General features: G+C 54.7%; 20 protein-coding genes. 7 read left to right on the forward strand and 13 right to left on the reverse strand.

Annotated elements, in window-relative coordinates; translation table 11 throughout:
• Positions 1-88: 88 nt before the first annotated feature.
• The 4 genes from mzrA to NL510_RS04160 form a co-directional block, all read right to left on the reverse strand.
• Positions 89-472: an EnvZ/OmpR regulon moderator MzrA gene (gene mzrA, locus NL510_RS04145; protein WP_253381815.1), complete on the reverse strand. Its 384-nt coding sequence runs from the start codon at positions 470-472 to the stop codon at positions 89-91.
• Between the two features lie 2 nt (positions 473-474).
• Positions 475-1,137 (reverse strand): DedA family general envelope maintenance protein YqjA, encoded by a 663-nt coding sequence (yqjA, locus tag NL510_RS04150; protein WP_253381817.1) that lies wholly within the window; start codon positions 1,135-1,137, stop codon positions 475-477.
• 342 nt (positions 1,138-1,479) lie between these two features.
• Positions 1,480-2,256 (reverse strand): transcriptional regulator ExuR, encoded by a 777-nt coding sequence (gene exuR / locus NL510_RS04155; protein WP_253381819.1) that lies wholly within the window; start codon positions 2,254-2,256, stop codon positions 1,480-1,482.
• A 150-nt stretch (positions 2,257-2,406) separates the two neighbouring features.
• A complete protein-coding gene (locus NL510_RS04160; protein WP_253381821.1) occupies positions 2,407-3,705 on the reverse strand; it encodes an MFS transporter in 1,299 nt (432 codons plus the stop codon).
• Positions 3,706-4,179: 474 nt separating this feature from the next.
• Here NL510_RS04160 and uxaC point away from each other — a divergent pair, with 474 nt between their 5' ends.
• Both uxaC and NL510_RS04170 read left to right on the forward strand, forming a co-directional pair.
• Positions 4,180-5,592, forward strand: a complete 1,413-nt coding sequence (uxaC, locus tag NL510_RS04165) for a glucuronate isomerase (RefSeq protein WP_253381823.1) — start codon at positions 4,180-4,182, stop codon at positions 5,590-5,592.
• A 16-nt stretch (positions 5,593-5,608) separates the two neighbouring features.
• Positions 5,609-7,096, forward strand: a complete 1,488-nt coding sequence (locus NL510_RS04170) for a UxaA family hydrolase (RefSeq protein WP_253381825.1) — start codon at positions 5,609-5,611, stop codon at positions 7,094-7,096.
• A 68-nt stretch (positions 7,097-7,164) separates the two neighbouring features.
• On the opposite strand, the gene sstT is transcribed toward NL510_RS04170, so the two are convergent.
• The 4 genes from sstT to NL510_RS04190 all read right to left on the reverse strand — a co-directional run bounded on the left by sstT (position 7,165) and on the right by NL510_RS04190 (position 11,610).
• Complete coding sequence (gene sstT, locus NL510_RS04175; protein ID WP_253381827.1) at positions 7,165-8,394, reverse strand: serine/threonine transporter SstT; 1,230 nt, start codon at positions 8,392-8,394, stop codon at positions 7,165-7,167.
• A gap of 409 nt (positions 8,395-8,803) precedes the next feature.
• Entirely contained in the window at positions 8,804-9,772 is a 969-nt protein-coding gene (locus NL510_RS04180) for a TerC family protein (protein WP_253381829.1), read from the reverse strand.
• A gap of 265 nt (positions 9,773-10,037) precedes the next feature.
• Positions 10,038-11,036: a Gfo/Idh/MocA family protein gene (locus NL510_RS04185; RefSeq protein WP_253381831.1), complete on the reverse strand. Its 999-nt coding sequence runs from the start codon at positions 11,034-11,036 to the stop codon at positions 10,038-10,040.
• Positions 11,037-11,106: 70 nt separating this feature from the next.
• Complete coding sequence (locus NL510_RS04190; protein WP_253381834.1) at positions 11,107-11,610, reverse strand: M48 metallopeptidase family protein; 504 nt, start codon at positions 11,608-11,610, stop codon at positions 11,107-11,109.
• 83 nt (positions 11,611-11,693) lie between these two features.
• On the opposite strand from NL510_RS04190, the gene rlmG reads away from it, so the two are divergent.
• Positions 11,694-12,830, forward strand: coding sequence for a 23S rRNA (guanine(1835)-N(2))-methyltransferase RlmG (rlmG, locus tag NL510_RS04195; RefSeq protein ID WP_253381836.1), 1,137 nt, complete (start codon positions 11,694-11,696; stop codon positions 12,828-12,830).
• On the opposite strand, the gene NL510_RS04200 is transcribed toward rlmG, so the two are convergent.
• Entirely contained in the window at positions 12,827-14,848 is a 2,022-nt protein-coding gene (locus NL510_RS04200) for an NADPH-dependent 2,4-dienoyl-CoA reductase (RefSeq protein ID WP_253381837.1), read from the reverse strand. The two genes, rlmG and NL510_RS04200, sit on opposite strands and share 4 nt — an antisense overlap.
• Positions 14,849-14,944: 96 nt before the next feature.
• Between NL510_RS04200 and NL510_RS04205 the strand changes: the two genes are divergently transcribed.
• Positions 14,945-15,166: a helix-turn-helix domain-containing protein gene (locus tag NL510_RS04205; RefSeq protein ID WP_253384743.1), complete on the forward strand. Its 222-nt coding sequence runs from the start codon at positions 14,945-14,947 to the stop codon at positions 15,164-15,166.
• Between the two features lie 44 nt (positions 15,167-15,210).
• On the opposite strand, the gene ygjG is transcribed toward NL510_RS04205, so the two are convergent.
• Positions 15,211-16,590, reverse strand: a complete 1,380-nt coding sequence (ygjG, locus tag NL510_RS04210) for a putrescine aminotransferase (protein ID WP_253381840.1) — start codon at positions 16,588-16,590, stop codon at positions 15,211-15,213.
• Between the two features lie 430 nt (positions 16,591-17,020).
• Here ygjG and NL510_RS04215 point away from each other — a divergent pair, with 430 nt between their 5' ends.
• Positions 17,021-18,541, forward strand: a complete 1,521-nt coding sequence (locus tag NL510_RS04215; protein WP_253381842.1) for a methyl-accepting chemotaxis protein — start codon at positions 17,021-17,023, stop codon at positions 18,539-18,541.
• On the opposite strand, the gene NL510_RS04220 is transcribed toward NL510_RS04215, so the two are convergent.
• Positions 18,538-19,032 (reverse strand): PadR family transcriptional regulator, encoded by a 495-nt coding sequence (locus NL510_RS04220; RefSeq protein ID WP_253381844.1) that lies wholly within the window; start codon positions 19,030-19,032, stop codon positions 18,538-18,540. The genes NL510_RS04215 and NL510_RS04220 overlap by 4 nt on opposite strands.
• A gap of 147 nt (positions 19,033-19,179) precedes the next feature.
• Here NL510_RS04220 and NL510_RS04225 point away from each other — a divergent pair, with 147 nt between their 5' ends.
• Positions 19,180-19,944 (forward strand): siderophore-interacting protein, encoded by a 765-nt coding sequence (locus tag NL510_RS04225; RefSeq protein WP_253381845.1) that lies wholly within the window; start codon positions 19,180-19,182, stop codon positions 19,942-19,944.
• Here the strand turns inward: NL510_RS04225 and NL510_RS04230 are convergent, their stop codons facing one another.
• Together NL510_RS04230 and NL510_RS04235 are read right to left on the reverse strand one after the other, a co-directional pair.
• Positions 19,945-21,111: a J domain-containing protein gene (locus NL510_RS04230; protein WP_253381847.1), complete on the reverse strand. Its 1,167-nt coding sequence runs from the start codon at positions 21,109-21,111 to the stop codon at positions 19,945-19,947.
• 116 nt (positions 21,112-21,227) lie between these two features.
• Entirely contained in the window at positions 21,228-21,926 is a 699-nt protein-coding gene (locus NL510_RS04235; RefSeq protein ID WP_253381848.1) for an O-methyltransferase, read from the reverse strand.
• A 165-nt stretch (positions 21,927-22,091) separates the two neighbouring features.
• Here NL510_RS04235 and NL510_RS04240 point away from each other — a divergent pair, with 165 nt between their 5' ends.
• Positions 22,092-22,670: a TetR/AcrR family transcriptional regulator gene (locus NL510_RS04240; protein WP_253381850.1), complete on the forward strand. Its 579-nt coding sequence runs from the start codon at positions 22,092-22,094 to the stop codon at positions 22,668-22,670.
• The last annotated feature ends 93 nt before the right edge of the window (positions 22,671-22,763 follow it).

Genomic DNA, 22,763 nt, shown 5'->3' on the forward strand with positions numbered 1-22,763 from the left:
AACACCTGAAGGTTGCTCCGCATACTTAAGCATAGTAAGTAAACGGGGTAATCACCAAAGGGAGTGAAAAGATTCGGAATCCTGGTAATTATCCAAACCGATGCGACGTATCGCGGAGTAATGACAACCAGGCGGCAGGATGGCTGTTATCTTCCTGCTGCGCAATAATATAGCCATGCGGCAATGTGCGGTCGAGTACCACCTTCGCGGCTGCGCTCTGGGCGCTGGAGTCAAATTTAATAAGCAACACGTCGTCCTGCGGCGTAATGCTCTTAAAGCGAATACCGTTGGCGTCAAGATGATGCCAGACCGAAAAGCCATCAGGGACGCTGACGCCCTGATTCATTGGGCGAATAGCCAGAGTCGACTCCTCGTTACCCAGCGCGGCCCAGGTCATTAGCAGGGCGGCGATGGCCGCCAGCGCAATCATGGCACAGGAGAATCGACGCACTGTGAGGGGGAAGATAACCATTGTTAGCCCCTGGTCCCGTATTTCTTTTTCCACAGCATATAGAGTGACCCCCCCAGACCAATGACCAGCAGCACCACCGGCAGCAGCATCAGGCAGGACATCAGTTGGTCTTCATATTTCATGAACACCGGTGTTTTGCCCAGCACATAGCCCAGCGTGGTCAGGATCAGGACCCACAGCAGACCGCTCACCCAGTTAAAAAACTGAAAGCGGGCGCTGTTCAGCCCCGAAAGGCCCGCTATGGTTGGCAGCAACGTGCGTACAAAGGCGATAAAACGGCCCACTAACAGTGCGGAAAGCCCGTGCTTATGAAAAAGGTGGTGCGCCCGCTGGTGATAATGCGCGGGGAGATGGGATAGCCAGTTTTGAACGATGCGCGTATTGCCCAGCCAGCGTCCCTGGATATAACTCACCCAGCAGCCGAGACTGGCCGCAACGGTTAATAACACCACGGTTTGTGGGAACGCCATCGCCCCTTTAGCGCACAGCACGCCCACCAGAACCAGCAGGCTATCGCCGGGCAAGAAGGCCGCAGGAAGCAACCCGTTCTCAAGGAACAGGATCATAAACAAGACGAAGTAGAGCATACCAATCATGGAAGGATTGGCCAGCGTTTCGAAATCCTGCGCCCAGAGGGCCTGCAGTAGTTGGGTCAAAAGTTCCATTCAGTGTTCCTGGAAATCGGTTAACATCACGCCTGTTATCCGGGTAAAACAGCACGGCGACAGTGCTATGATTTTATTATGGTCGCTCGTTGATACATTAGCGCGTGGCTAACGCTGTTCCCGCTAATTAGCTGGTTAGCAAGCACTAACTTACAAAATAAAGAATTGAATATAATTGTAACAAAGCCCAACGTTCTGCGTCACAGATTTTGCAGGGATGAATGATTTTGGCGTAAGGCGTGGAGGGGAGCGAGGGACTTTACAAAGGCTGACATTATAACTGCTTACCTTCTCCTGCCGCCGGAAGGCGTAACGAAGCGCCTGCCGGAGAGACTTAAAAGGTTATTTTGCCAGACTGGCTGCGGTATCAAGGTGAACCACGGGATTATCGGCAAATAAATAGCGGTCAGCGTTGAATTCGAAGTCGTCACTGGTTTCATTGAACAGCATAAGTTTGGTGTTTTCCAGATGTTGCCACATGGCCAGTTTAGCGGCATGAGGATCTTTACGAATCAGCGCTTTAAGGATTTGGTCATGATCGTCACACCAGTTATCGACGGTACGGGAATCGATATGATCGTGCAATTTCTTCCAGTATGGGTTGTGAACACGCTGAGTCCACATTTTTTCAACGATGGCGGCCAGCGCCGTATTTTGGGTAGCCAGGGCCACCTGCACGTGGAACTGGAGATCCCATTCTGAATCGCGGAAACATTTTTCCTTACGCGCGCTCTCCTGAATTTCCATCAGCTTCATAATGTCCTGCTTGGTCACCTGAGTGGCTGCGAATTCCGCAATATTACTTTCGATAAGCTGGCGAGCCTGGAGCAGTTCAAACGGACCGTAGCTGGCGAATTCCAGACTTTCGTCCGGTGCCGGGGTATGTTTTGCCTGACTGGAGATAACGTGAATTCCGGAGCCTTTACGCACCTCAACATAGCCTTCCACTTCCAGCATGATGATGGCTTCGCGCACCACGGTACGGCTGACGCTTTTTTCATCTGCGATAAAGCGCTCAGCGGGAAGTTTATCACCGACAAGATAAACACCTTGCTCGATGCGATCTTTCAGTTCGGCGGCAAGTTGTTGATATAAACGACGTGGTTCGGTGATTTCCATATGCGCTCCAGGCAGGGTACGGCGGATGATTTGTTATACCACTTTTGCCTGCCAGTCTCCAGATTTTGCCAATAAAAAGCCGCTACAAAGCGGAATAGGGAAGAATGTGTCGGGTAAGTGCTGCGCTTACCCGGCACAACGGTCTTGCTGCTAACTCTGGGTTGCCGGGCCCCCAAGGGACTCGTTTTGTAGCTCATCGGCAGATTTACTTTTCAGCACCGTCCAGATAACCACCGCGCCCAGCAGGTCGAAGATAGCCAGTACGGCAAACAGCGGGCTGAAACCGATGGTATCGGCTAGCGCACCGACGACCAGCGCAAACAGGGTGCTTGCGGTCCAGGCGGCCATACCGGTCAGGCCGTTTGCGGTTGCCACTTCGTTACGGCCAAAGACGTCTGAAGAGAGGGTGATCAGCGCACCGGACAGGGACTGGTGAGCAAAACCACCAATACACAGCAGCGCGATAGCAATATAAGGGCTGGTGAACAGGCCAATCATGCCAGGGCCAATCATCAGCAGCGCACCCATGGTGACCACCATTTTACGCGAGACGATCAGGTTCACGCCAAACCAGCGCTGGAACAGCGGTGGCAGGTAACCGCCAACGATACAACCCAGGTCAGCGAACAACATTGGCATCCAGGCGAACATGGCGATCTCTTTCAGGTTAAAGCCGTAAACTTTAAACATGAACAGCGGGATCCAGGCGTTGAAGGTTCCCCAGGCCGGTTCCGCCAGAAAGCGTGGCAGCGCAATACCCCAGAACTGACGGGTGCCCAGGATCTGCCAGACGGACATTTTTTTGCCGTTGTTGGTCTGATGCTGAGACTCCTGGCCCCCAATGATGTAATCTCGTTCTTCTTCGGACAGTTTTTTCTGGTCACGGGGATGTTTATAGAAAATCAGCCACGCCATGGCCCATGCAAAGCTCAGCACGCCAGAGATAATGAACGCCATCTGCCAGCTGTGCATCACGATAGCCCATACCACCAGCGGCGGCGCAATCATCGCACCGATGGACGAGCCAACGTTAAAGTAACCGACCGCAATAGAACGCTCCTTTGCCGGGAACCACTCGGAGCTGGCTTTCAGGCCGGCAGGGATCATTGCCGCTTCAGCAGCACCCACTGCGCCACGCGCCAGCGCCAGCCCCCCCCAACTCCCTGCCAGCGCGGTTGCGCCGCAGAAAATTGCCCACGCGACGGCGAAGAAGGCATAACCGACTTTAGTACCGAGAATATCGAGAACATAACCTGCAACAGGCTGCATTATTGTATAAGCTGCGGAATAAGCAGCAATAATGTAGGAATATTGCTGTGTGGAGATATGCAACTCTTCCATTAATGTTGGCGCCGCTGCTGCCACGGTATTACGTGTCAGGTAGCCAAGCACGGTGCCTAACGTCACCAGCGCAATCATGTACCAACGTAACCCTTTAATTTTACGCATCTAAAACCTCATCGTTATGTTATTTCCGTGCCGGAACACGGCAACCTCTCAACCGTTGCCGGGAGCGGTTGTGTAACGGGAGGGGCGTAGCCGGGAGAATGTCCCGGAACGGCCCGAACCTTGCCATAAGTAATCGTGCATAAGTCGGTTTCCGTACCGTTAAATCCGATGTTTTACACCGGCAATGCATTCCGTCGGCTTAGTGTTTGCGACGGCGAAAAGATAACTTGTCATACAACTTTAAAAGGTGAGTGACATCACAAAAGCGTGATCCTTTGTAGGGACATTAGATGGCGCCTGCAAAGCCAATGCTGGCGCGGCTTGCGGAAGGGTTTACTCCATTTGGGGTAATTTTTTTGTCGACGTTTATTGATCTAACTCACGAAAAAAACCTCTTCCTCTGGAAATTGGTGTGATAACTTTGCAGCATCTGAACATAAGCTTTCTGACGCACTCGTTACGAGGAAGACGATAATGACACCGTTTATGACCGATGATTTTCTGCTTGATACCGAATTTGCTCGCCGCCTGTACCACGACTACGCAAAAGACCAGCCGATTTTCGACTACCACTGCCACTTACCGCCGCAGCAGGTGGCCGAAAATTACCGTTTTAAAAATCTGTATGACATCTGGCTGAAGGGTGATCACTATAAATGGCGTGCGATGCGCACCAACGGTGTGGCTGAGCGCCTGTGTACCGGGGATGCATCCGACCGGGAAAAATTTGACGCCTGGGCGGCGACTGTACCGCACACCATTGGCAACCCGTTGTACCACTGGACGCACCTCGAACTGCGCCGTCCGTTCGGTATTAGCGGAAAGCTGCTCTCTCCGGCTACCGCAGACGAAATCTGGGATCAATGCAACGAGCTGCTGGCGCAGGATCGCTTCTCTGCGCGCGGCATCATGAAACAAATGAACGTGAAGATGGTTGGCACCACCGACGACCCTATTGATTCACTGGAGCATCACGCGGCGGTGGCGAAAGACACGGCGTTTGATATCAAAGTGCTGCCAAGCTGGCGCCCGGATAAAGCGTTCAACATTGAGCAGGCCACCTTTAACGATTACATGGCGAAGCTGGCAGAAGTCTCGGATACCGATATTCGTCGTTTCACCGATCTGCAAAGCGCGCTGACCAAACGTCTGGATCATTTTGCGGCGCACGGCTGCAAAGTTTCTGACCACGCGCTGGACGTCGTGCTGTTCGCTGAATCTAACGAAACCGAGCTGGACAGCATTCTGGCGCGTCGTCTGTCAGGCGAGTCTCTCAGTGAGCATGAAGTGGCCCAGTTCAAAACGGCGGTACTGGTGTTCCTCGGGGCAGAATATGCGCGTCGCGGCTGGGTGCAGCAGTACCACATTGGTGCGCTGCGCAATAACAACCAGCGTCAGTTTACGCTGCTGGGCGCGGACGTGGGCTTCGACTCCATCAACGACCGTCCGCTGGCGGAAGAACTGTCCAAACTGCTGAGCAAACAGAACGAACAGAACCTGCTGCCAAAAACCATCCTGTATTGCCTGAACCCGCGTGATAACGAAGTGCTGGGCACCATGATCGGCAACTTCCAGGGCGAAGGTATGCCAGGCAAAATGCAGTTCGGTTCCGGCTGGTGGTTCAACGACCAGAAAGACGGTATGGAACGTCAGATGACGCAGTTGGCACAACTGGGTCTGTTAAGCCGCTTCGTAGGCATGCTGACCGACAGCCGCAGCTTCCTCTCCTACACCCGCCACGAATATTTCCGTCGCATTCTGTGCCAGATGATAGGCCGCTGGGTGCAGGCAGGCGAAGCACCGGCGGATATCCAGCTGCTGGGCGACATGGTGAGAAACATCTGCTTTAACAATGCGCGTGATTACTTCGCCATTGAACTGAACTAAGGCCTTTGAGGTTGATATGCACTACATCAAAATCCATTCGCTGGATAACGTTGCCGTAGCGCTGGCGGATCTGATCGAAGGGACGGAAGTCACTTTCGATAATGAGTCGGTCACGTTGCGCCAGGCCATTGGACGTGGACACAAGTTTGCCCTGATCCCGATTGCCAAAGGGGAGAACGTGGTGAAGTATGGCTTGCCCATCGGCCATGCGCTGGCGGATATTGCGCCGGGTGAATACATTCATTCTCACAATACCCGCACCAATCTGAGCGATCTGGACGAGTATAGCTATCAACCCGATTTCCAGGCCGAAGAAGGGCAGGCGCGAGATCGTGACGTTCAGATCTACCGCCGCGCCAATGGCGACGTGGGGATCCGCAATGAGCTGTGGATCCTCCCGACCGTGGGCTGCGTAAACGGGATTGCGCGCCAAATCCAGACGCGTTTCCTGAAAGAAACCAATAATGCTGAAGGCACCGACGGCGTGCATCTTTTCAGCCACACTTACGGCTGCTCTCAGCTTGGCGATGACCACATCAATACCCGTACCATGCTGCAAAACATGGTGCGCCACCCGAATGCGGGCGCGGTGCTGGTGATTGGCCTGGGCTGCGAAAACAATCAGGTTGATGCGTTCCGCGACACCCTGGGCGAGTTCGACGCCGACCGCGTGCACTTTATGGTGTGTCAGCATCAGGACGATGAAGTGGAAGCGGGCCTGGAACAACTGCATCAGCTGTATGAGGTGATGCGCCACGATAAACGCCAGCCGGGCAAACTGAGCGAATTGAAGTTTGGTCTCGAATGCGGCGGCTCGGATGGCTTGTCCGGGATCACCGCCAACCCAATGCTGGGGCGCTTCTCCGATTATATGATAGCCAACGGCGGCACTACCGTGCTCACCGAAGTACCCGAGATGTTCGGCGCAGAGCGTATTCTGATGAGCCACTGCCGCGACGAAGCGACATTTGAAAAGACCGTCACCATGGTGAACGATTTCAAACAGTACTTCATCGCGCACAATCAGCCGATTTATGAGAACCCGTCTCCGGGTAACAAAGCGGGTGGAATTACAACGCTTGAAGAGAAGTCTCTCGGCTGCACCCAGAAAGCGGGAGCCAGCCAGGTGGTCGACGTCTTGCGTTACGGCGAGCGCCTCAAAACACACGGTCTTAACCTGCTCAGCGCACCGGGCAACGATGCGGTTGCAACCAGCGCGCTGGCCGGTTCCGGTTGCCATATGGTGCTGTTCAGTACCGGTCGCGGCACACCTTACGGCGGTTTTGTGCCTACGGTGAAAATTGCCACCAACAGCGAACTGGCGGCAAAGAAAAAACACTGGATTGACTTCGATGCGGGGCAACTGATCCACGGTAAAGCGATGCCGGAGCTGCTGTCTGAGTTTGTGGACACCATTGTTGAATTTGCTAACGGCAAACAAACCTGCAACGAGAAGAACGATTTCCGCGAGCTGGCTATCTTTAAGAGCGGCGTAACGCTGTAAAACCGGATGCCCTCGCCCGGCAGGGAGAGGGACATAAACTCAAAACGGCAACGCGGGTTGCCGTTTGGCTATTTCCTCGCTAAACGCGCATCTTCAGCCTGACACACCGCTGCAGTAAACATCACGTCGGTAGAGGAGTTGATGGCGGTTTCACACGAGTCCTGCAGCACGCCGATGATAAAGCCAACGGCAACTACCTGCATGGCAATGTCGTTCGGAATACCAAACATATTGCAGGCCAGTGGGATCAGCAGCAGCGAACCACCGGCAACGCCAGATGCGCCACAGGCACAAAGTGACGCCACCACGCTTAACAGCAGTGCCGTGGGAAGATCCACCGGAATACCCAGCGTATTCACCGCCGCCAGCGTCAGCACCGTGATGGTAATTGCGGCTCCTGCCATATTGACGGTTGCGCCCAGCGGAATAGATACGGAGTAGGTGTCGCGGTCCAGATTCAGCTTTTCACACAGCGACATGTTAACCGGGATATTTGCCGCCGAGCTGCGGGTAAAGAAGGCGGTGACGCCGCTTTCGCGCAGGCACATCAGCACCAGCGGATACGGATTACGGCGGGTCTTCAGGAAGACCAACAGCGGATTAATCACCAGCGCGACTATCGCCATACAGCCAATCAGAACCAGCAGCAGCTGTGCGTAGCCCCACAGTGCGCCAAAACCGGTAGTCGCAAGCGTGGAAGAGACCAGGCCAAAAATACCAATCGGCGCAAAGCGAATCACCAGCGTGACGATAAAGGTCACGGCATTGGATACATCGTTAATAAGCTGTTTAGTGGTGTCATTACTGTGGCGCAGGGCATAGCCCAGCCCCACGGCCCACACCAGAATGCCGATGTAGTTGGCGTTAATCAGCGCGTGAATAGGGTTAGCAACAATGCTCATCAGCAGATCATGCATCACCTGCACAATACCCGCAGGCGGTGTAATGTCGGTTGCGCCTGTGGTCAGTTGCAGCGTGGAAGGGAAGATAAAGCTCACCACAACGGCGGTCAGGGCGGCAGAGAAGGTCCCCAGCAGGTACATCCACAGGATTGGGCGGATATTGGTCTTTTGCCCTTGCTGGTGGTTGGCGACAGAGGCCATTACCAGGGTCAGCACCAGTATTGGCGCCACGGCTTTCAGGGCGCCCACGAACAGTGTGCCCAGCAGGCCGGTGGCCTCTGCGGCAGGTTTTGAGAGCAGCGCCAGCACGACGCCGAGCACCAGGCCAACCAGTATTTGCTTAACAAGGCTGCCGCGCGACAAACGCGCAAACAGACTCGAGGATGATGTAGTCATGGTATTCCTTAAGTGAAATTGCGTTCCAGCCTGGATGTGCTCTAAGTCACATTTATGTCCGGATGTAAGTCAATGTTTGCCTGGTCGAGTATAGGGAAAGCGCGTGCGGAGGGAAGTGTAAAATACTGGTTTTTACGTATTGCATCATGGTTTTTAACTGCGGAGCAACAAAACTGTGTTCATCCTCTCCCTGTAGGCTGAGGGTTCCCCAGTAATGTTTAAACAGAAGCAATAACATTGTTTCAGAAAGATTGAAGGGATCTGAGCCACCCTGCACCTTTACCGGTCATGTCGTTACAGAGTAGCAAGGAACATAAAGTGAACGGAATGACCGCCTGAGTGGTATGTTTCCCTTACCCCAGCCCTCCGGGTGAGGGCTGGGGTGCGGGTAATTAGTCTGCACCGTACATTACTGCGCCTGCTGTTTCTTATCGTTCTGGCGATTAACCCAGGTATTGATCAGCAGCGTGACGATCAGAATGCCGAATACCACGCCGAGCGAAATGGCGATCGGAATATGGTAGAAGTCGACAATCAGCATCTTGATACCGATAAACACCAGGATCACCGACAGACCGTATTTCAGCATCGAGAAGCGCTCTGCGGCACCCGCCAGCAGGAAGTACATCGCACGCAGGCCGAGGATGGCGAACAGGTTAGACGTCAACACGATGAACGGATCGGTGGTCACGGCGAAGATGGCGGGAATACTGTCGACCGCAAAAATCACGTCGCTCAGCTCCACCAGAATCAGCACCAGCAAGAGCGGAGTCGCAAACAGCAAACCGTTCTTACGTACGAAGAAGTGCTCGCTCTCAATCTTGTCCGTCATGCGCAGATGCCCACGGATCCACTTCACCAGCGGTTTCTCGCCAATACCGGTTTCATCTTCTTTCGCCAGCGCCATCTTAACACCGGTGAACAGCAGGAACGCGCCGAAAACGTACAGTAGCCATTCGAACTGGGTGATAAGCCAACTGCCCGCAAAGATCATAATTGTACGCAGGATAATCGCTCCCAGCACACCATAGACCAGCACGCGGCGCTGCAGCGCCGCAGGGACGGCAAAGTAGCTGAACAGCATCAGCCAGACGAAGACGTTATCCACCGCGAGGGCTTTTTCAATCAGATAGCCGGTGAGGAAGGCAAGCGCCTGAGGGTCGGCAACCGCGCGACCTTCGGTTGATGCAAGATACCACCAGAAGGCGGCGCAGAAGAGCAGGGAGAGCGTGACCCACACCAGAGACCAGGCGGCGGCCTGTTTCATGGACATACCGTGCGCGCCGCGACGACCCTGTAATAACAGGTCCACCGCCAGCATGATAATCACGACAACCGCGAATCCGCCCCACAACATTGGAGTGCCGACAGAATGCATACTATTTTCCTTACACATAAAAAAACAAAAACGGCTAGGGTCAGAAGACGATAGCCGTTAGCTTTTTATGCATAGACCTCGCCTTCCGGCAAGGTCTCACTTACAACCGAAAACAGACACCTTTTCGATTGCCCGGCGACCGGATGCGGTATTACACGCATCGTAATGACGATCCACCGGCAAGGAAGTTACTCCCCTTTGCAGGTAACAAAATATGTCAGACCACGGGTTTCGTCAATAGTCTGCATCTTTTCATTACACAGCTTTACGCGATAACGTGCGCGCCTACGCCGTCTGCCGGGAAGATCACGCCGGTCTGGCGGCGGATCTCCGTTTGCAGCTTCGCCGTGGTGCGGCTTACCGCGAGCCCAGGGTGATTCACTTCGTTGTCTTCTACCAGACGCGCAAAAACCTCTGCCTCATAGAGCATAGTGTTAATATGCTGAGGCTGCGTCAGCTCCTGCGCTTTTCCGCCGCGCGGCACGATGCTCACTTTCTGGCATTCAGAAATCTTCTCGACCACCAGCGAAGCGGATTCACCCTGAATTTCGCTTGGCAGCACAGAGTCACTTACTTTTGAGTGCTGCAGCGTGACGCTAAAATCACCGTAGTCGAGGACCACTACACCGTGCGCATCCACGCCGCTTTCCAGCAGGCTGGCGGTGGCTGTCACGCCGTGCGGCTCGCCCCACAGCGCCACGGCAGAGGCCAGGCAGTAAAAACCGATGTCCATAATCGAGCCGTTAGAAAACGCCGGATTGAAGGTGTTCGGATTCTCGCCGTCAAGATAACGCTGATAGCGCGAAGAGTACTGGCAGTAGTTGATAAAGGCTTTACGTACTTTGCCAATTTTCGGCAGAGATTGCTGCAACAGCAGGAAGTTGGGCAGGCTGGCGGTTTTGAACGCTTCAAACAGCACGACCTGGTTTTCCCGGGCCAGCGCGATTGCGGCTTCCACTTCCTGACTATTCGATGCCAGCGGCTTCTCGCAAATCACATGTTTTTTGTGCCTGAGAAACAGCGTTGTTTGCGGGAAGTGCAGGGCGTTCGGGCTGGCAATATAGACCGCGTCAATGGCGTCGCTTTGCGCCATCTCGTCGAGCGAGGTGAACAGATGTTCAACCAGATAATCGTTCGCGAAGCTCTGCGCTTGCTCAAGGCTGCGGGAAAAGACTGCGGTAAGCTTATATTTGCCGGTTTCGTGGGCGGCGTCGACGAACTGGCGCGTGATCCAGTTCGTACCAATGACTGCGAAACGTATCATAAACGTTTACGTACTCCGTAGCTGGGAACCTTTAGCCACTGTAGCACGGGATTATTGCAAAACCAGTGCGCTACTGCGCATTCCCTTTTAACGATAGATGCGTAAGCCACAGACGGGTATCAAACTCCAGTTGATGGTACTGCGGCTCCATGTGGCAGCACAGGGAGTAGAACGCTTTATCGTGCTCTTTCTCTTTCAGGTGCGCCAGCTCATGAACCACGATCATCCGCAGAAAGGCTTCCGGTGCGTGGCGAAAAACAGTGGCTACGCGGATTTCGGCTTTCGCTTTCAGCTTACCGCCCTGCACGCGGGAGATGGCGGTATGCAGGCCAGGCGCATTTTTCAGCACGTGGATTTTGTTGTCGTACATCACCTTGTTGATCGGCGGTGCGCTTCTCAGATACCGGTTTTTCAGATCCTGCGTATACTGCCAGAGCGCTTTATCGGTGGCGAAGTCGTGGGTGCCCGGATAGCGTTTTTCCAGCACGGCGCCCAGCTTTTGTTCAGCAATTAAGCCGCGCACCTGAGACAATAGGTTCTCCGGGTAACCCTGGAGATAAGTTAGTTGGTTCATCAAAAGCCCAAATTAATGCGAAAACGGGTATACTCACGCACCCTTTTCAGGGATACGCCAAATTTTACCATTCAGGAGGGCCGATGAGCCACTTAGACAACGGTTTCCGTTCACTCAACCTAAAACGTTTTCCGCAAACGGATGACGTTAACCCGCTGATGGCGTGGGAAGCGGCGGATGACTATCTGCTGCAACAGTTGGATGACGCAAAAATCAGCGGCCCGGTTCTGATCCTGAATGACGCTTTTGGCGCGCTGGGTTGTGCGCTGGCGCAACACTCGCCTTACAGCATCGGCGATTCCTACCTAAGCGAGCTGGCGACGCGTGAAAACCTGCGTCACAACGATATCGACGAATCCAGCGTGAAGTTTCTCGACAGCACGGCGGATTACCCGCAGGCCCCGGGCGTGGTGCTGATTAAAGTGCCTAAAACCATGGCGCTGCTGGAGCAACAACTGCGCGCCCTGCGTAAAGTCGTAACGCCACAGACGCGTATTATCGCGGGCGCTAAGGCGCGTGATATTCACACGTCGACCCTGGAGCTGTTCGAGAAAGTGCTCGGCCCGACCACCACCACGCTGGCGTGGAAAAAGGCGCGGCTGATCAACTGTACCTTCAGTGCGCCAGCGCTGGCAGATGCGCCAGAAACGTTGAGCTGGACGCTGGAAGGAACAGACTGGACCATCCATAACCACGCGAACGTATTTTCCCGCACCGGGCTGGATATCGGGGCCCGTTTCTTTATTGAACATCTGCCGGACAATCTGGAAGGCGAAATTGTCGATCTGGGCTGTGGTAACGGGGTGATTGGACTGACGCTGCTGGCGAAGAACCCGCAGGCCAGCGTAGTCTTTAGCGATGAATCGCCAATGGCGGTCGCCTCCAGCCGTCTGAATGTCGAAACTAACCTGCCAGAAGCGCTGGATCGCTGTGAATTTATGATTAACAACGCGCTGTCGGGCGTGGAACCATTCCGCTTCAACGCCGTGCTGTGTAATCCGCCGTTCCACCAGAAGCACGCGCTGACAGATAACGTCGCCTGGGAGATGTTCCACCACGCGCGTCGCTGCCTGAAAATTAACGGCGAGCTGTACATTGTGGCCAACCGCCACCTGGATTACTTCCACAAGCTGAAGAAGATTTTCGGCAACTGCACCACGATTGCCACCAACAGCAAATTCGTGGTGCTGAAAGCCGTCAAGCTGGGGCGCCGTCGCTAAATCATCATTGCTAGCTGGGTGCCCTGGGCAATGGCGCGCCGCGCATCCAGCTCCATCGCCACATCGCACCCGCCTATCAAATGCACTGTTTTACCCGCCTCGCGCAGCGGTTCCGCCAGGTCGCGCTTCGGCTCTTGCCCGGCACATAAAATCACATGATCCACGCGCAGCAGCTGCGGCTCACCGCCGATCGAGACGTGTAGCCCGTCGTCGTCTACCTTCTGGTAACTCACCGCCGGGATCATCTTCACGCCGCGCGAAAGCAGGGTGGCGCGATGGATCCAGCCGGTGGTTTTACCCAGCCCTTCGCCCGGCTTGCTGGCTTTACGCTGCAGCATCACAATCTGACGCGGGCTTTTTGGCAACTGTGGCCCTTCCGGACGCAGGCCGCCGGGCTGGGCCAGACTGGTATCGATACCCCATTCCACACAGAACTCGGCAATGTTCTGGCTGGTCGCTTCACCCGGCTGGCTTAAGTACATGGCAGTATCAAAGCCGATCCCGCCGCAGCCAATGATCGCCACTTTTTCGCCAACCGGCGCTTTGTCGCGCAACACGTCGAGATAGCTTAGCACCTTCGGATGATCGATTCCCTCGATCGCGGGCGTGCGCGGCGCGATCCCGCTGGCGAGGATCACCTCATCGAAGTCTGCCAGCTCAGGCGCATTTACAAACTGGTTAAGCCGCAGAACGACATTCGTTAGCGCGATCATCCGGCGGTAATAGCGCAGGGTTTCATAGAACTCCTCTTTGCCGGGGATCTGTTTAGCGATGTTAAACTGTCCGCCGATCTCCGCGAGCGCATCGAACAGCGTCACGCTGTGTCCGCGCCCGGCGGCGTTCACCGCGAACGCCAGCCCCGCCGGGCCAGCGCCCACCACGGCGAGGCGTTTTTTCTTGATCGTCGGGATCACCGGCATTAAGGTTTCATGGCAGGCGCGGGGGTTAACCAGGCAGGAGGTAACTTTGCCGACGAAGATCTGATCCAGACAGGCCTGGTTACAGCCGATGCAGGTATTGATCTCGTCCGCGCGGCCGCTTTGCGCTTTGGAGAGCAGCTCGGCATCCGCCAGGAATGGACGCGCCATTGACACCATATCGGCATCGCCTCTGGCAATCACATCGTCCGCCACCTGCGGATCGTTAATGCGGTTGGTGGTGACCAGCGGGATCGCCACTTTGCCTTTCAGCTTGCGCGTTACCCAGCTAAACGCGGCGCGCGGGACCGGAGTGGCGATGGTGGGAATGCGTGCTTCGTGCCAGCCAATCCCGGTATTGATAATGGTCGCACCGGCGGCTTCAATCGCCTGCGCCAGCTGCACCGTTTCGTCAAACGTACTGCCTCCTTGCACCAGATCGAGCATCGACAGGCGGAATATAATGATAAAATCTGCTCCTGCACGCTCGCGTACGGCGCGCAGGACTTCTACGGCAAAGCGCATACGGCGGGCATAATCGCCACCCCATTCATCTTCGCGCTGGTTGGTGCGAGCGGCGAGGAACGCGTTAATCAAATAGCCTTCAGAGCCCATCACTTCTACGCCATCGTAGCCCGCCTCACGCGCCAGCGCGGCACAGCGGGCAAAGTCTTCAATCAGCGCCAGGATCTCATCATGGCTCAGCCCATGCGGCGTAAAGCGGTTAATCGGCGCCTGAATGGCCGACGGTGCTACCAGGTTCGGCTGATAGCTGTACCGACCGGTATGCAGGATCTGCAGGGCGATTTTACCGCCTTCATTATGAACGGCGTCGGTCACCATCCGGTGATGCGGGAGCTGCGCTGCATCGTTTAGTACCGCACCGCCCTCCATCGTCACGCCGGAAGGCGCAGGCGCGACGCCGCCGGTGACAATCAGCGCCACCCCGTGGCGTGCGCGCTCGGCGTAAAAGGCCGCCAGGCGCTCAGCCCCGTCCGGACGTTCCTCCAGGCCGGTATGCATCGAACCCATCAACACGCGGTTTTTGAGCGTGGTAAACCCCAGATCGAGGGGAGCGAATAACGACGGGTAGCGGCTCATAGTCTCTTCCAGTGTAAAATTATTGTTATGTGGTCCGATGAGTTACTAATTTAGCCAGCGGAGAGTAAAAGGGAAAAGGGGATTGCGTTGAATGTGATGGGATTCAAATATTATCACAGCATAGCGGTGATGACCGGGGAAAGAATTCGCGCGCTTCGTGCTCGCGGGAAATTACCTCAAAGCCAACTGGCAAGGCGCATGTATATTTCATCGAACAGTGTGCAAAAGTGGGCGCGAGGCAATACCCAGCCAAAAGTCGCAGCGCTTACGATGCTGGAGTTAAACGAGAAAAAAGGTTTAGCTGTTCTTGAATCTTGATAGCGTAAATGAGCCCCTGATTGAGCTCATTTACGCTGAGGATATCACGCCTCTTCCACGCTCACCCGCAGTGCTGCCAACGCGTTGCGCGTTGCTTTCAGCACCTGCTCACACTGCTCGATCGTCAGCGTCAGCGGCGGTTCTATGCGAATGGTTTTCGCATTGTTGAGCGTTCCGGCCACCAGCACCCGCTGGCGGAACATCTCGCTCGCGAAAGTGTAGCCGATGTCGTTATCAACAAATTCAATCGCCATCAGCATCCCTTTCCCGCGCGCCTCCTGCACCAGGTCCGGATATTCACGCCCCAGTTGGCGGAAGCCATCCAGCAGCATGTCGCCCTTTTGCTCCGCCTGCGCAGGCAGATTTTGCTGCAGCAGCACGTTAATGGTCGCCAGAGCCGCCGCACAGGCCAGCGGGTTGCCGCCGAAGGTGGTGGTGTGCAGGAACGGGTTGTCGAACAATACCGAGAACACCTCCTCCGTCGCCACCGTTGCGCCAATCGGCATCACGCCGCCGCCGAGCGCCTTCGCCAGGCACAGGATGTCCGGCTGAACATTCTCGTGCTCGCAGGCGAACATTTTGCCGGTACGGCCCATACCGGTCTGCACTTCATCGAAGATCAGCAGCGCGCCAAACTCATTGCACAGTTGACGTACGGCGGGCAGATAGCCCTGCGGTGGCAGGATCACGCCGCCTTCGCCCTGGATAGGTTCCAGGATCACCGCTGCCACGTCGTCGCCGGTTTTACGGCATTCGCCGAGCAGGGTGCGCATCGCGTTGATGTCGCCAAACGGCACGTGGCGAAAGCCCGGCAGCAGCGGCATAAAGGGTTTGCGGAAGGTGGATTTGGCGGTCGCCGACAGCGCACCCAGCGATTTACCGTGGAATGCGCCGCTGGTGGCGACAAAGGTGAACTTCCCGCGCGGCGACTGGTACGCTTTGGCGAGCTTAAGCGCCGCTTCGACCGATTCCGTGCCGCTGTTACTGAAGAAGCTGTATTTCAGTTTACCAGGCGTTAAGGCTGCCAGCGTTTTCGCGAGCATAGCGCGAAGCGGGTCGAGCAGCTCCTGGCTATGGAGAGGTTGTTTCGCAAGTTGATTCTGTACGGCGGAAACCACAACTGGATTACGGTGCCCCACGTTGAAAATACCAAAACCCCCGAGGCAATCGATAAATTCCTGTCCCTGGGTGTCGACAAGCGTGTTCAGACTGCCTGCTTGCCACTCTACGGCTCCGTAATCCCCGCCGGCGGTAACAGATTTGCGATACTCCAGAAAACCAGGGTTCACATGCTCCTTAAAATAATCGATAACCTCTCGGTTAAGCTGTTTCATCTCCTCATGATCGAGCGTTCGCTTCTCAATGAGATTCAGTGCGTGCGCGGTACAGGCAAGAGCCGAGGCGCTGGAAGGTAACCTGTTCAAAATATGCTCCCGGGGATCGCGTATCACATGATACTGATTCAAGTATTGCAGGGATTACGCCACTTCAGCGGACGTAACGAAAATCGGGATAAACGCCAGGTTGAAATTACATTGCGCAATATTTAATCATGCCGGGTCTAACCAAACGGGATCGTCTGTCAGGGGGAGCGGCTGGGTTTTTACGTGGAATAGCGGCAGATGCGCCGGCGTGGTGCGAGAGCTGCATCTTTAGTAAGCGTTAATCGATCGTGCTTTGTGGCTAATTTCGGGGTGAAAGTATTTTAAATCAATTAGCAAAGCGTACTAAACGTGCGGCTTAACTGAAATTTGCGATCCCGATCGAAATTAACGACTAAAGATAAATTGTTTGCCGCCGAAAAACACTAAACCACAAAATGACTATTCGAATAACCTGCAAGGAATGCCCGCTATGTCCTCTCCTTCATATGTCACCCGGAATGAATACCCGCTGGACAATGACACCACCCTAATGTCGACCACCGACCTCAATAGCTATATCACCCACGCCAACGACACCTTTGTACAGGTAAGTGGGTATTCACTCCAGGAGCTGCTGGGGAAGCCGCATAATCTGGTTCGCCATCCTGATATGCCAAAAGCCGCCTTTGCCGATATGTGGTATACGCTGCAAAAGGGCGAACCCTGGAGCGGAATAGTTAAAAATCGCCGTAAAAATGGCGACCACTACTGGGTGCGGGCGAACGCCGTGCCGATGGTGCGTAACGGGCAGGTGACGGGTTATATGTCGATTCGCGCGAAAGCGACGGCAGAGGACATTGCGGCCGTAGAACCGCTGTATAACGCCCTCAACGAGGGGCGTTGTAAAAAACGCATCCATAAGGGGCTGGTGGTAAGGAAAGGCTGGTCCGGAAAGTTACCCGCAATGGCGCTGCGCTGGCGTGTGCGTAGCGTGATGGCGATACTGTTTACAGTAATGGTCGCCGCGCTGGCGGCGACGCAGGCTGGCTGGGTATCGTTCGCCGTCGCGGCGGTGGTGATGCTTGCAGGCACGCTGTTGTTTGAGCAGCAGATTGTTCGCCCGGTCGAAAACGTCGCGCGTCAGGCGCTAAAGGTGGCTACCGGAGAGCGCAATAGCGTGCAGCATCTGAACCGCAGTGACGAGCTGGGCCTCACGCTGCGTGCGGTAGGTCAACTGGGGTTAATGTGCCGCTGGCTCATTCATGACGTCTCAAGCCAGGTGGTGAGCGTGCGCGACGGCAGCGACAGGCTGGCGCAGGGTAACGACGAGCTTAACGATCGCACGCGGCAGACCGTTAGCAATGTACAGCAAACGGTCGCGACCATGAATCAAATGGCGGCATCGGTGCAAAGTAACTCTGAGACCGCCGCCGAAGTGGACAAGTTGTCAGTCGCCGCCAGCAGCGCGGCGACAAAGGGCGGGAATGCGATGCAGACGGTGGTGAAAACCATGAATGATATCGCTGACAGCACTCAGCGGATTGGCTCAATCACCTCGCTTATCAATGATATCGCCTTCCAGACGAATATTCTGGCGCTGAACGCGGCGGTTGAGGCGGCCAGGGCCGGTGAGCAGGGTAAAGGTTTTGCGGTGGTAGCAGGCGAAGTTCGTCATCTTGCCAGCCGGAGCGCCAGTGCGGCGAACGAAATTCGTAAACTGATTGATGCCAGCGCCAGCAAGGTGCAGTCTGGTTCCGATCAGGTTCACGCGGCGGGCCGTACGATGGATGATATCGTCGAGCAGGTGAAAAATGTGACGCAGCTTATCGCCCAGATTAGCCACTCGACGTCCGGGCAGGCAACCGGGCTGGCGGAATTAACTCGCGCGGTGGCGAAGCTGGACGGCATCGCGCAGAAAAACGCCGACCTGGTAGAAGAGAGCGCACGGATTTCCGCGATGGTGAAACACCGTGCCGGACGGCTTGAGGATGCCGTCACTGTGCTCCATTAATCCAGCTGGGAGATCTCCAGCGCCGCGCGGTCGATCGCGCCGACGATCTGCTTAAGCTGCGCGTCGCTGAGCTCTCCCTGATTCACCTTCAGGTCTAACACCGCTTTGAAATTATCCAGCGCTCGTTTCATCTGCGGATTTTTGCGCAACTGGAACCCAACGGAACGAACTTTGATACGCGCCTGGATCTGCTCCAGCTGTTGCTGGTTTTCACGTAGCCACTGTTGTCCGGCGGCGGTCAGCGCAATTTTTTTGCGCCCGCTCTCTTCCCCGGTAATGGAGATATACGTCTGGTCCTGGAGAAAATCGAGGGTGGGATAAATCACCCCCGGGCTTGGGGTGTAGTGACCTTGCGTCAAATTCTCAATCTCTTTGATCAGCTCGTAACCGTGGCTGGCGTTACGGGTCAGGATATCCAGAATCACCAGCCGCAAATCGCCGTGACCAAAAAATCGTGGCCGACGACCACCGCCATCGTGCTCATGTCGCATGTTATCCCCTCACAAAAGATATATCTAAACTATATCTTAGATAGTTTTCGATGCAATCTAAAAATTCTTGCATTCCTTTTTATTAGCAATCATTATCATTTGAAATTAATTTCGATATATCGTATTAACCGAAAAGAAGGCAAAAAAATGACATCAACTCGCTACCCACAACGTGTCCGCAACGAACTGCGTTTTCGCGAGCTAAACGTGCTCCGCGTTGAGCGTGTGAGCGCTGGTTTTCAGCGCATTGTATTAGGCGGTGATGCACTGGAGGGCTTCAGCTCTCACGGTTTCGACGATCACAGCAAACTTTTTTTCCCGGCGGCGGGTACAACCTTTGTGCCGCCAGTGGTTACCGATGAAGGCATCCACTGGGGAGAGGGCGTGCGCCCACAGTCGCGTGATTACACCCCGCTGTACGACCCGGTGAACCACGAACTGGCGCTTGATTTCTTCGTCCATGATGGCGGCGTCGCCAGCAACTGGGCGCTTGAGGCGAAGGTGGGCGACAGGCTAACTATCGGCGGGCCGCGTGGTTCGCTGGTGGTGCCGGAAGATTACGCCTGGCAGCTGTACGTTTGCGATGAGTCCGGCATGCCCGCGCTGCGCCGTCGGTTAGAGGCCATCGCAACGCTGCCGGTTCGCCCGGAAATTCACGCGGTGGTGACGGTAGGGGACGCGTCTTACAAGGACTACCTGGCGCACCTGAGCGGGTTTACTCTCACCTGGGTTGTGGGTCACAGCGAGCAGGCGGTGGCTGACCATCTGGCCGCGCTGAGCGTACCGGCGCAAGATTACTTCATTTGGCTGACCGGAGAAGGGAAGGTGGTGAAAAATCTGAGCCGCCGGTTTGCTACCGACGCCATCGACCCACATCTGGTGCGTGCCAGCGCTTACTGGCACGCTAAATAATCAGGCTGCCGACTTCAGCTGCGCTTCGCTCACCTGAAGTTCGAGCGAGGCGCGGACCTCATTCAGCGCTCTCTCCTGTTGAGCGAAGTAGGCTTCCATATTGTTCAGGGATGAGATCAGCAGCCAGGACTCTTGTTTCTCAAGCTCCGCGAGTTCGTGGACTAAAGCGTCGATTTGTTCGCGCACCTGCGCCATCTTTTTGCGAATGCGCTCCAGATCGTTTAGCCGGTCGCTGGCCATCATTGGCTCAAAGCCCTGCTGCAGGCGCGCCACCAAAGAGCGGATGGCTTTCACATCTCCGCGCTGTTTGGCCTGATTAAGCTGCACCATCATGGTAGTGGCGTCTTCTTTACGTTCGTCTGCCACTAAATCCGGGTGGCAGAGTTTGCTCGCCTGACGCCAGAGGCGCTTCAGCTCGTTTTGATCCGCTTCGCAAAGCGCCTTACTTTTACGCAAACGTATCTCGGCATCGTGATGCTGTTCGCGGTACTTCTCATACTCCTGGTTGGCTTCGTCGCGCGCCTGGCGTGCAGGGTCTTCCGGCGTTAAGCCGCTTTCCAGCTCCAGCGCTTCGGCCAGCAGGTTTGCTATCAGTTGGCTTTGCTGCTGCAGATGCTTGCGCGCCTCGGCGGCGTGCAGGGAATCTGCAGGCAGGGCGCGCCAGCGCTGGGTGAGCGTGACCAGCACCTCGACCGCCTGCGCCATGTAGCGCTGGCAGCGACGGTAATTTACTTCGCGACGACGCGCCTCCGCCCGCTGGCGACGCAGGTTAAGCCCGGCAAGCGTTTTACGCAGGGCGAGGATCTGCTTCCTCAACGGCCCGAGACGGGAAAAATAGAGATCGTTAAACTCATCAAGCTGCTGTACGCGTGCATTACGCCGGTCAATCAGATCCCGCAGACGCTCTTCCAGCGCCTTAAGCTCCAGCTTGCTGGCCGCCAGCTGGGGATCGCGCCACGGGGCGACCGCTCGCTGGCTCTGCAGCCAGGCGGTAATGGCCCTGATGGCGCCGGTGTAATTCTTCTCCTCAAGCGCCACGACAATTGCCTGTAGCTCATCGTCAAACGCTTCATTTTTCAGCCGGATAAGCTGGCTGTGGATGATATCGTCATCTTCCAGTTCGATGGCATTTTTAATGATTTCTAGCCGTTTGATCGGTGTGCTCATGATGCCTTTCGCTTTGGCGCTTAAGTATTTGCGTTAAGGGTCGTGGTTGTTATAGCTACAGGAAATAATACACATGGATGATGATCGGCGCGATGGCGGATTTCTTTAACATCTTATTATTCAGGCAGGCGATCGTTCCCGGTTACAACCGCGAGTGCAAAACCATCCCACCCTTTCGATCCAACCGTTTGTATTGCCGTTGCAGTGAGCCGCGGGTGTTTCGCCAGCACTGAAAGAAATGTGCGAACCCCGGTGACGCTGTCGTCTGTACTGTCGTTTTGCAGGATCTGGCCGCCGCGAACAATATTATCGGCGATGATAAGCGTTCCAGGGCGGGAGAGGCGTAAGGCCCACTCCAGGTAGGCGGGGTTATTTTTTTTATCGGCATCGATAAAAATGAGATCGAACGGACCTTTCAGTAAAGGCAATACGTCGAGCGCCTGACCGGTACGAAGATCAACGCGATCGAGCAGGCCCGCAGCCCGCACATTGTGTAATGCGACCTTCGCGTGCCGTTCGTTGGCTTCTATAGTGGTAATTCGCCCGTCTGGCTGGAGCGAACGAGCCATCCAGATAGTGCTAAATGCGCCCAGCGTGCCTATCTCCAGAATACGTTTGGCCTGCAACAAGGTAATAAAGAAGGCGAGCGTTTTCCCTTGCATCATGGAGACATCATGCTCGGGTAATCCTGCGTCGAAGTTAGCAGCCAGTACCGTGTTAAGCGTGTTATTCACAGGGGAAAAAAGCGTAGAAAGCCAGGCATCAACTGCCGACCATTTTTCTAACTCTGCTGCGGAAGGAGGCGTATTATTCACGTGATATCTTCCTTATCATCTGTTTAATCAGATGTCAGAAGGATAGTTGTGCTCAGGTGGCTTTGCAAACCTGACCGACATTTTGCTCATGCTATACTTCGTCATTATTTTTAAATATAATATATGCAAATGGTAATTCCTTTTTAAGGTTGTGGGTAAGTGGGTATGAAATCAAAATATCAGGATATTATAAATTCATCCGCCCTTCTTTTTAATGTTGAAGGCTATGTCTTACCCAGTATTGACAAAATTTCTGAAGCTGCCGGAATATCAAAAATGACGTTTTATCGCTATTTCAGCGATAAAGAGTCGTTAATTCGCGCTATTCTTGAAGATAAACATCAGAAGTTTATTGCCGAGCTGCTGCTGATAACCGAAAAGGAAAAATCGCCGAAGGATAAGCTATTCGCTATATTCAATTTTTATCACCAGTGGTTTGCACGATCTTATTTTCATGGCTGTATATTTTCCCGTGCTGTTGTAGAATTGGGTAATAGCATGCCTGCGCTCAGTAATATCGTTTTTGATTTTAAAAGCGATCTCCTTGCGGTTGTGCGAAATATATTAAATGACTGCCTGAAGCCAGAGCCGGCTGAACGTGTTGCTTTCATCGTTATTATGCTCATTGATGGCGCCATTTCGGTGAGCCAGACGATGGATAAAGAGGTTCGCGAATACCCTGCGGCCATGACCGCCTGGTCGGCAGCTAAAGCCGTTATTTATTCTGAGGGCGGTGAGTTATAGTCAGCATTGCCGCCATCTTTCGCGCTAAATATCGACATTATGCTAAAACTCAGTTTTTCCCTTCGACTTCATGGCGATCCTCACCGCAAAATA

Source organism: unidentified bacterial endosymbiont (genome assembly GCF_918797525.1).
Taxonomy (GTDB): Bacteria; Pseudomonadota; Gammaproteobacteria; order Enterobacterales; family Enterobacteriaceae; genus Enterobacter.

What these genes read in the sequence shown, in the direction of transcription:
- mzrA (WP_253381815.1), bottom strand. Translation starts at nt 472, where the DNA reads ATGGTTATCTTCCCCCTCACAGTGCGTCGATTCTCCTGTGCCATGATT.
- yqjA (WP_253381817.1), bottom strand. Translation starts at nt 1,137, where the DNA reads ATGGAACTTTTGACCCAACTACTGCAGGCCCTCTGGGCGCAGGATTTC.
- exuR (WP_253381819.1), bottom strand. Translation starts at nt 2,256, where the DNA reads ATGGAAATCACCGAACCACGTCGTTTATATCAACAACTTGCCGCCGAA.
- NL510_RS04160 (WP_253381821.1), bottom strand. Translation starts at nt 3,705, where the DNA reads ATGCGTAAAATTAAAGGGTTACGTTGGTACATGATTGCGCTGGTGACG.
- uxaC (WP_253381823.1), top strand. Translation starts at nt 4,180, where the DNA reads ATGACACCGTTTATGACCGATGATTTTCTGCTTGATACCGAATTTGCT.
- NL510_RS04170 (WP_253381825.1), top strand. Translation starts at nt 5,609, where the DNA reads ATGCACTACATCAAAATCCATTCGCTGGATAACGTTGCCGTAGCGCTG.
- sstT (WP_253381827.1), bottom strand. Translation starts at nt 8,394, where the DNA reads ATGACTACATCATCCTCGAGTCTGTTTGCGCGTTTGTCGCGCGGCAGC.
- NL510_RS04180 (WP_253381829.1), bottom strand. Translation starts at nt 9,772, where the DNA reads ATGCATTCTGTCGGCACTCCAATGTTGTGGGGCGGATTCGCGGTTGTC.
- NL510_RS04185 (WP_253381831.1), bottom strand. Translation starts at nt 11,036, where the DNA reads ATGATACGTTTCGCAGTCATTGGTACGAACTGGATCACGCGCCAGTTC.
- NL510_RS04190 (WP_253381834.1), bottom strand. Translation starts at nt 11,610, where the DNA reads ATGAACCAACTAACTTATCTCCAGGGTTACCCGGAGAACCTATTGTCT.
- rlmG (WP_253381836.1), top strand. Translation starts at nt 11,694, where the DNA reads ATGAGCCACTTAGACAACGGTTTCCGTTCACTCAACCTAAAACGTTTT.
- NL510_RS04200 (WP_253381837.1), bottom strand. Translation starts at nt 14,848, where the DNA reads ATGAGCCGCTACCCGTCGTTATTCGCTCCCCTCGATCTGGGGTTTACC.
- NL510_RS04205 (WP_253384743.1), top strand. Translation starts at nt 14,945, where the DNA reads ATGGGATTCAAATATTATCACAGCATAGCGGTGATGACCGGGGAAAGA.
- NL510_RS04215 (WP_253381842.1), top strand. Translation starts at nt 17,021, where the DNA reads ATGTCCTCTCCTTCATATGTCACCCGGAATGAATACCCGCTGGACAAT.
- NL510_RS04220 (WP_253381844.1), bottom strand. Translation starts at nt 19,032, where the DNA reads ATGCGACATGAGCACGATGGCGGTGGTCGTCGGCCACGATTTTTTGGT.
- NL510_RS04225 (WP_253381845.1), top strand. Translation starts at nt 19,180, where the DNA reads ATGACATCAACTCGCTACCCACAACGTGTCCGCAACGAACTGCGTTTT.
- NL510_RS04230 (WP_253381847.1), bottom strand. Translation starts at nt 21,111, where the DNA reads ATGAGCACACCGATCAAACGGCTAGAAATCATTAAAAATGCCATCGAA.
- NL510_RS04240 (WP_253381850.1), top strand. Translation starts at nt 22,092, where the DNA reads ATGAAATCAAAATATCAGGATATTATAAATTCATCCGCCCTTCTTTTT.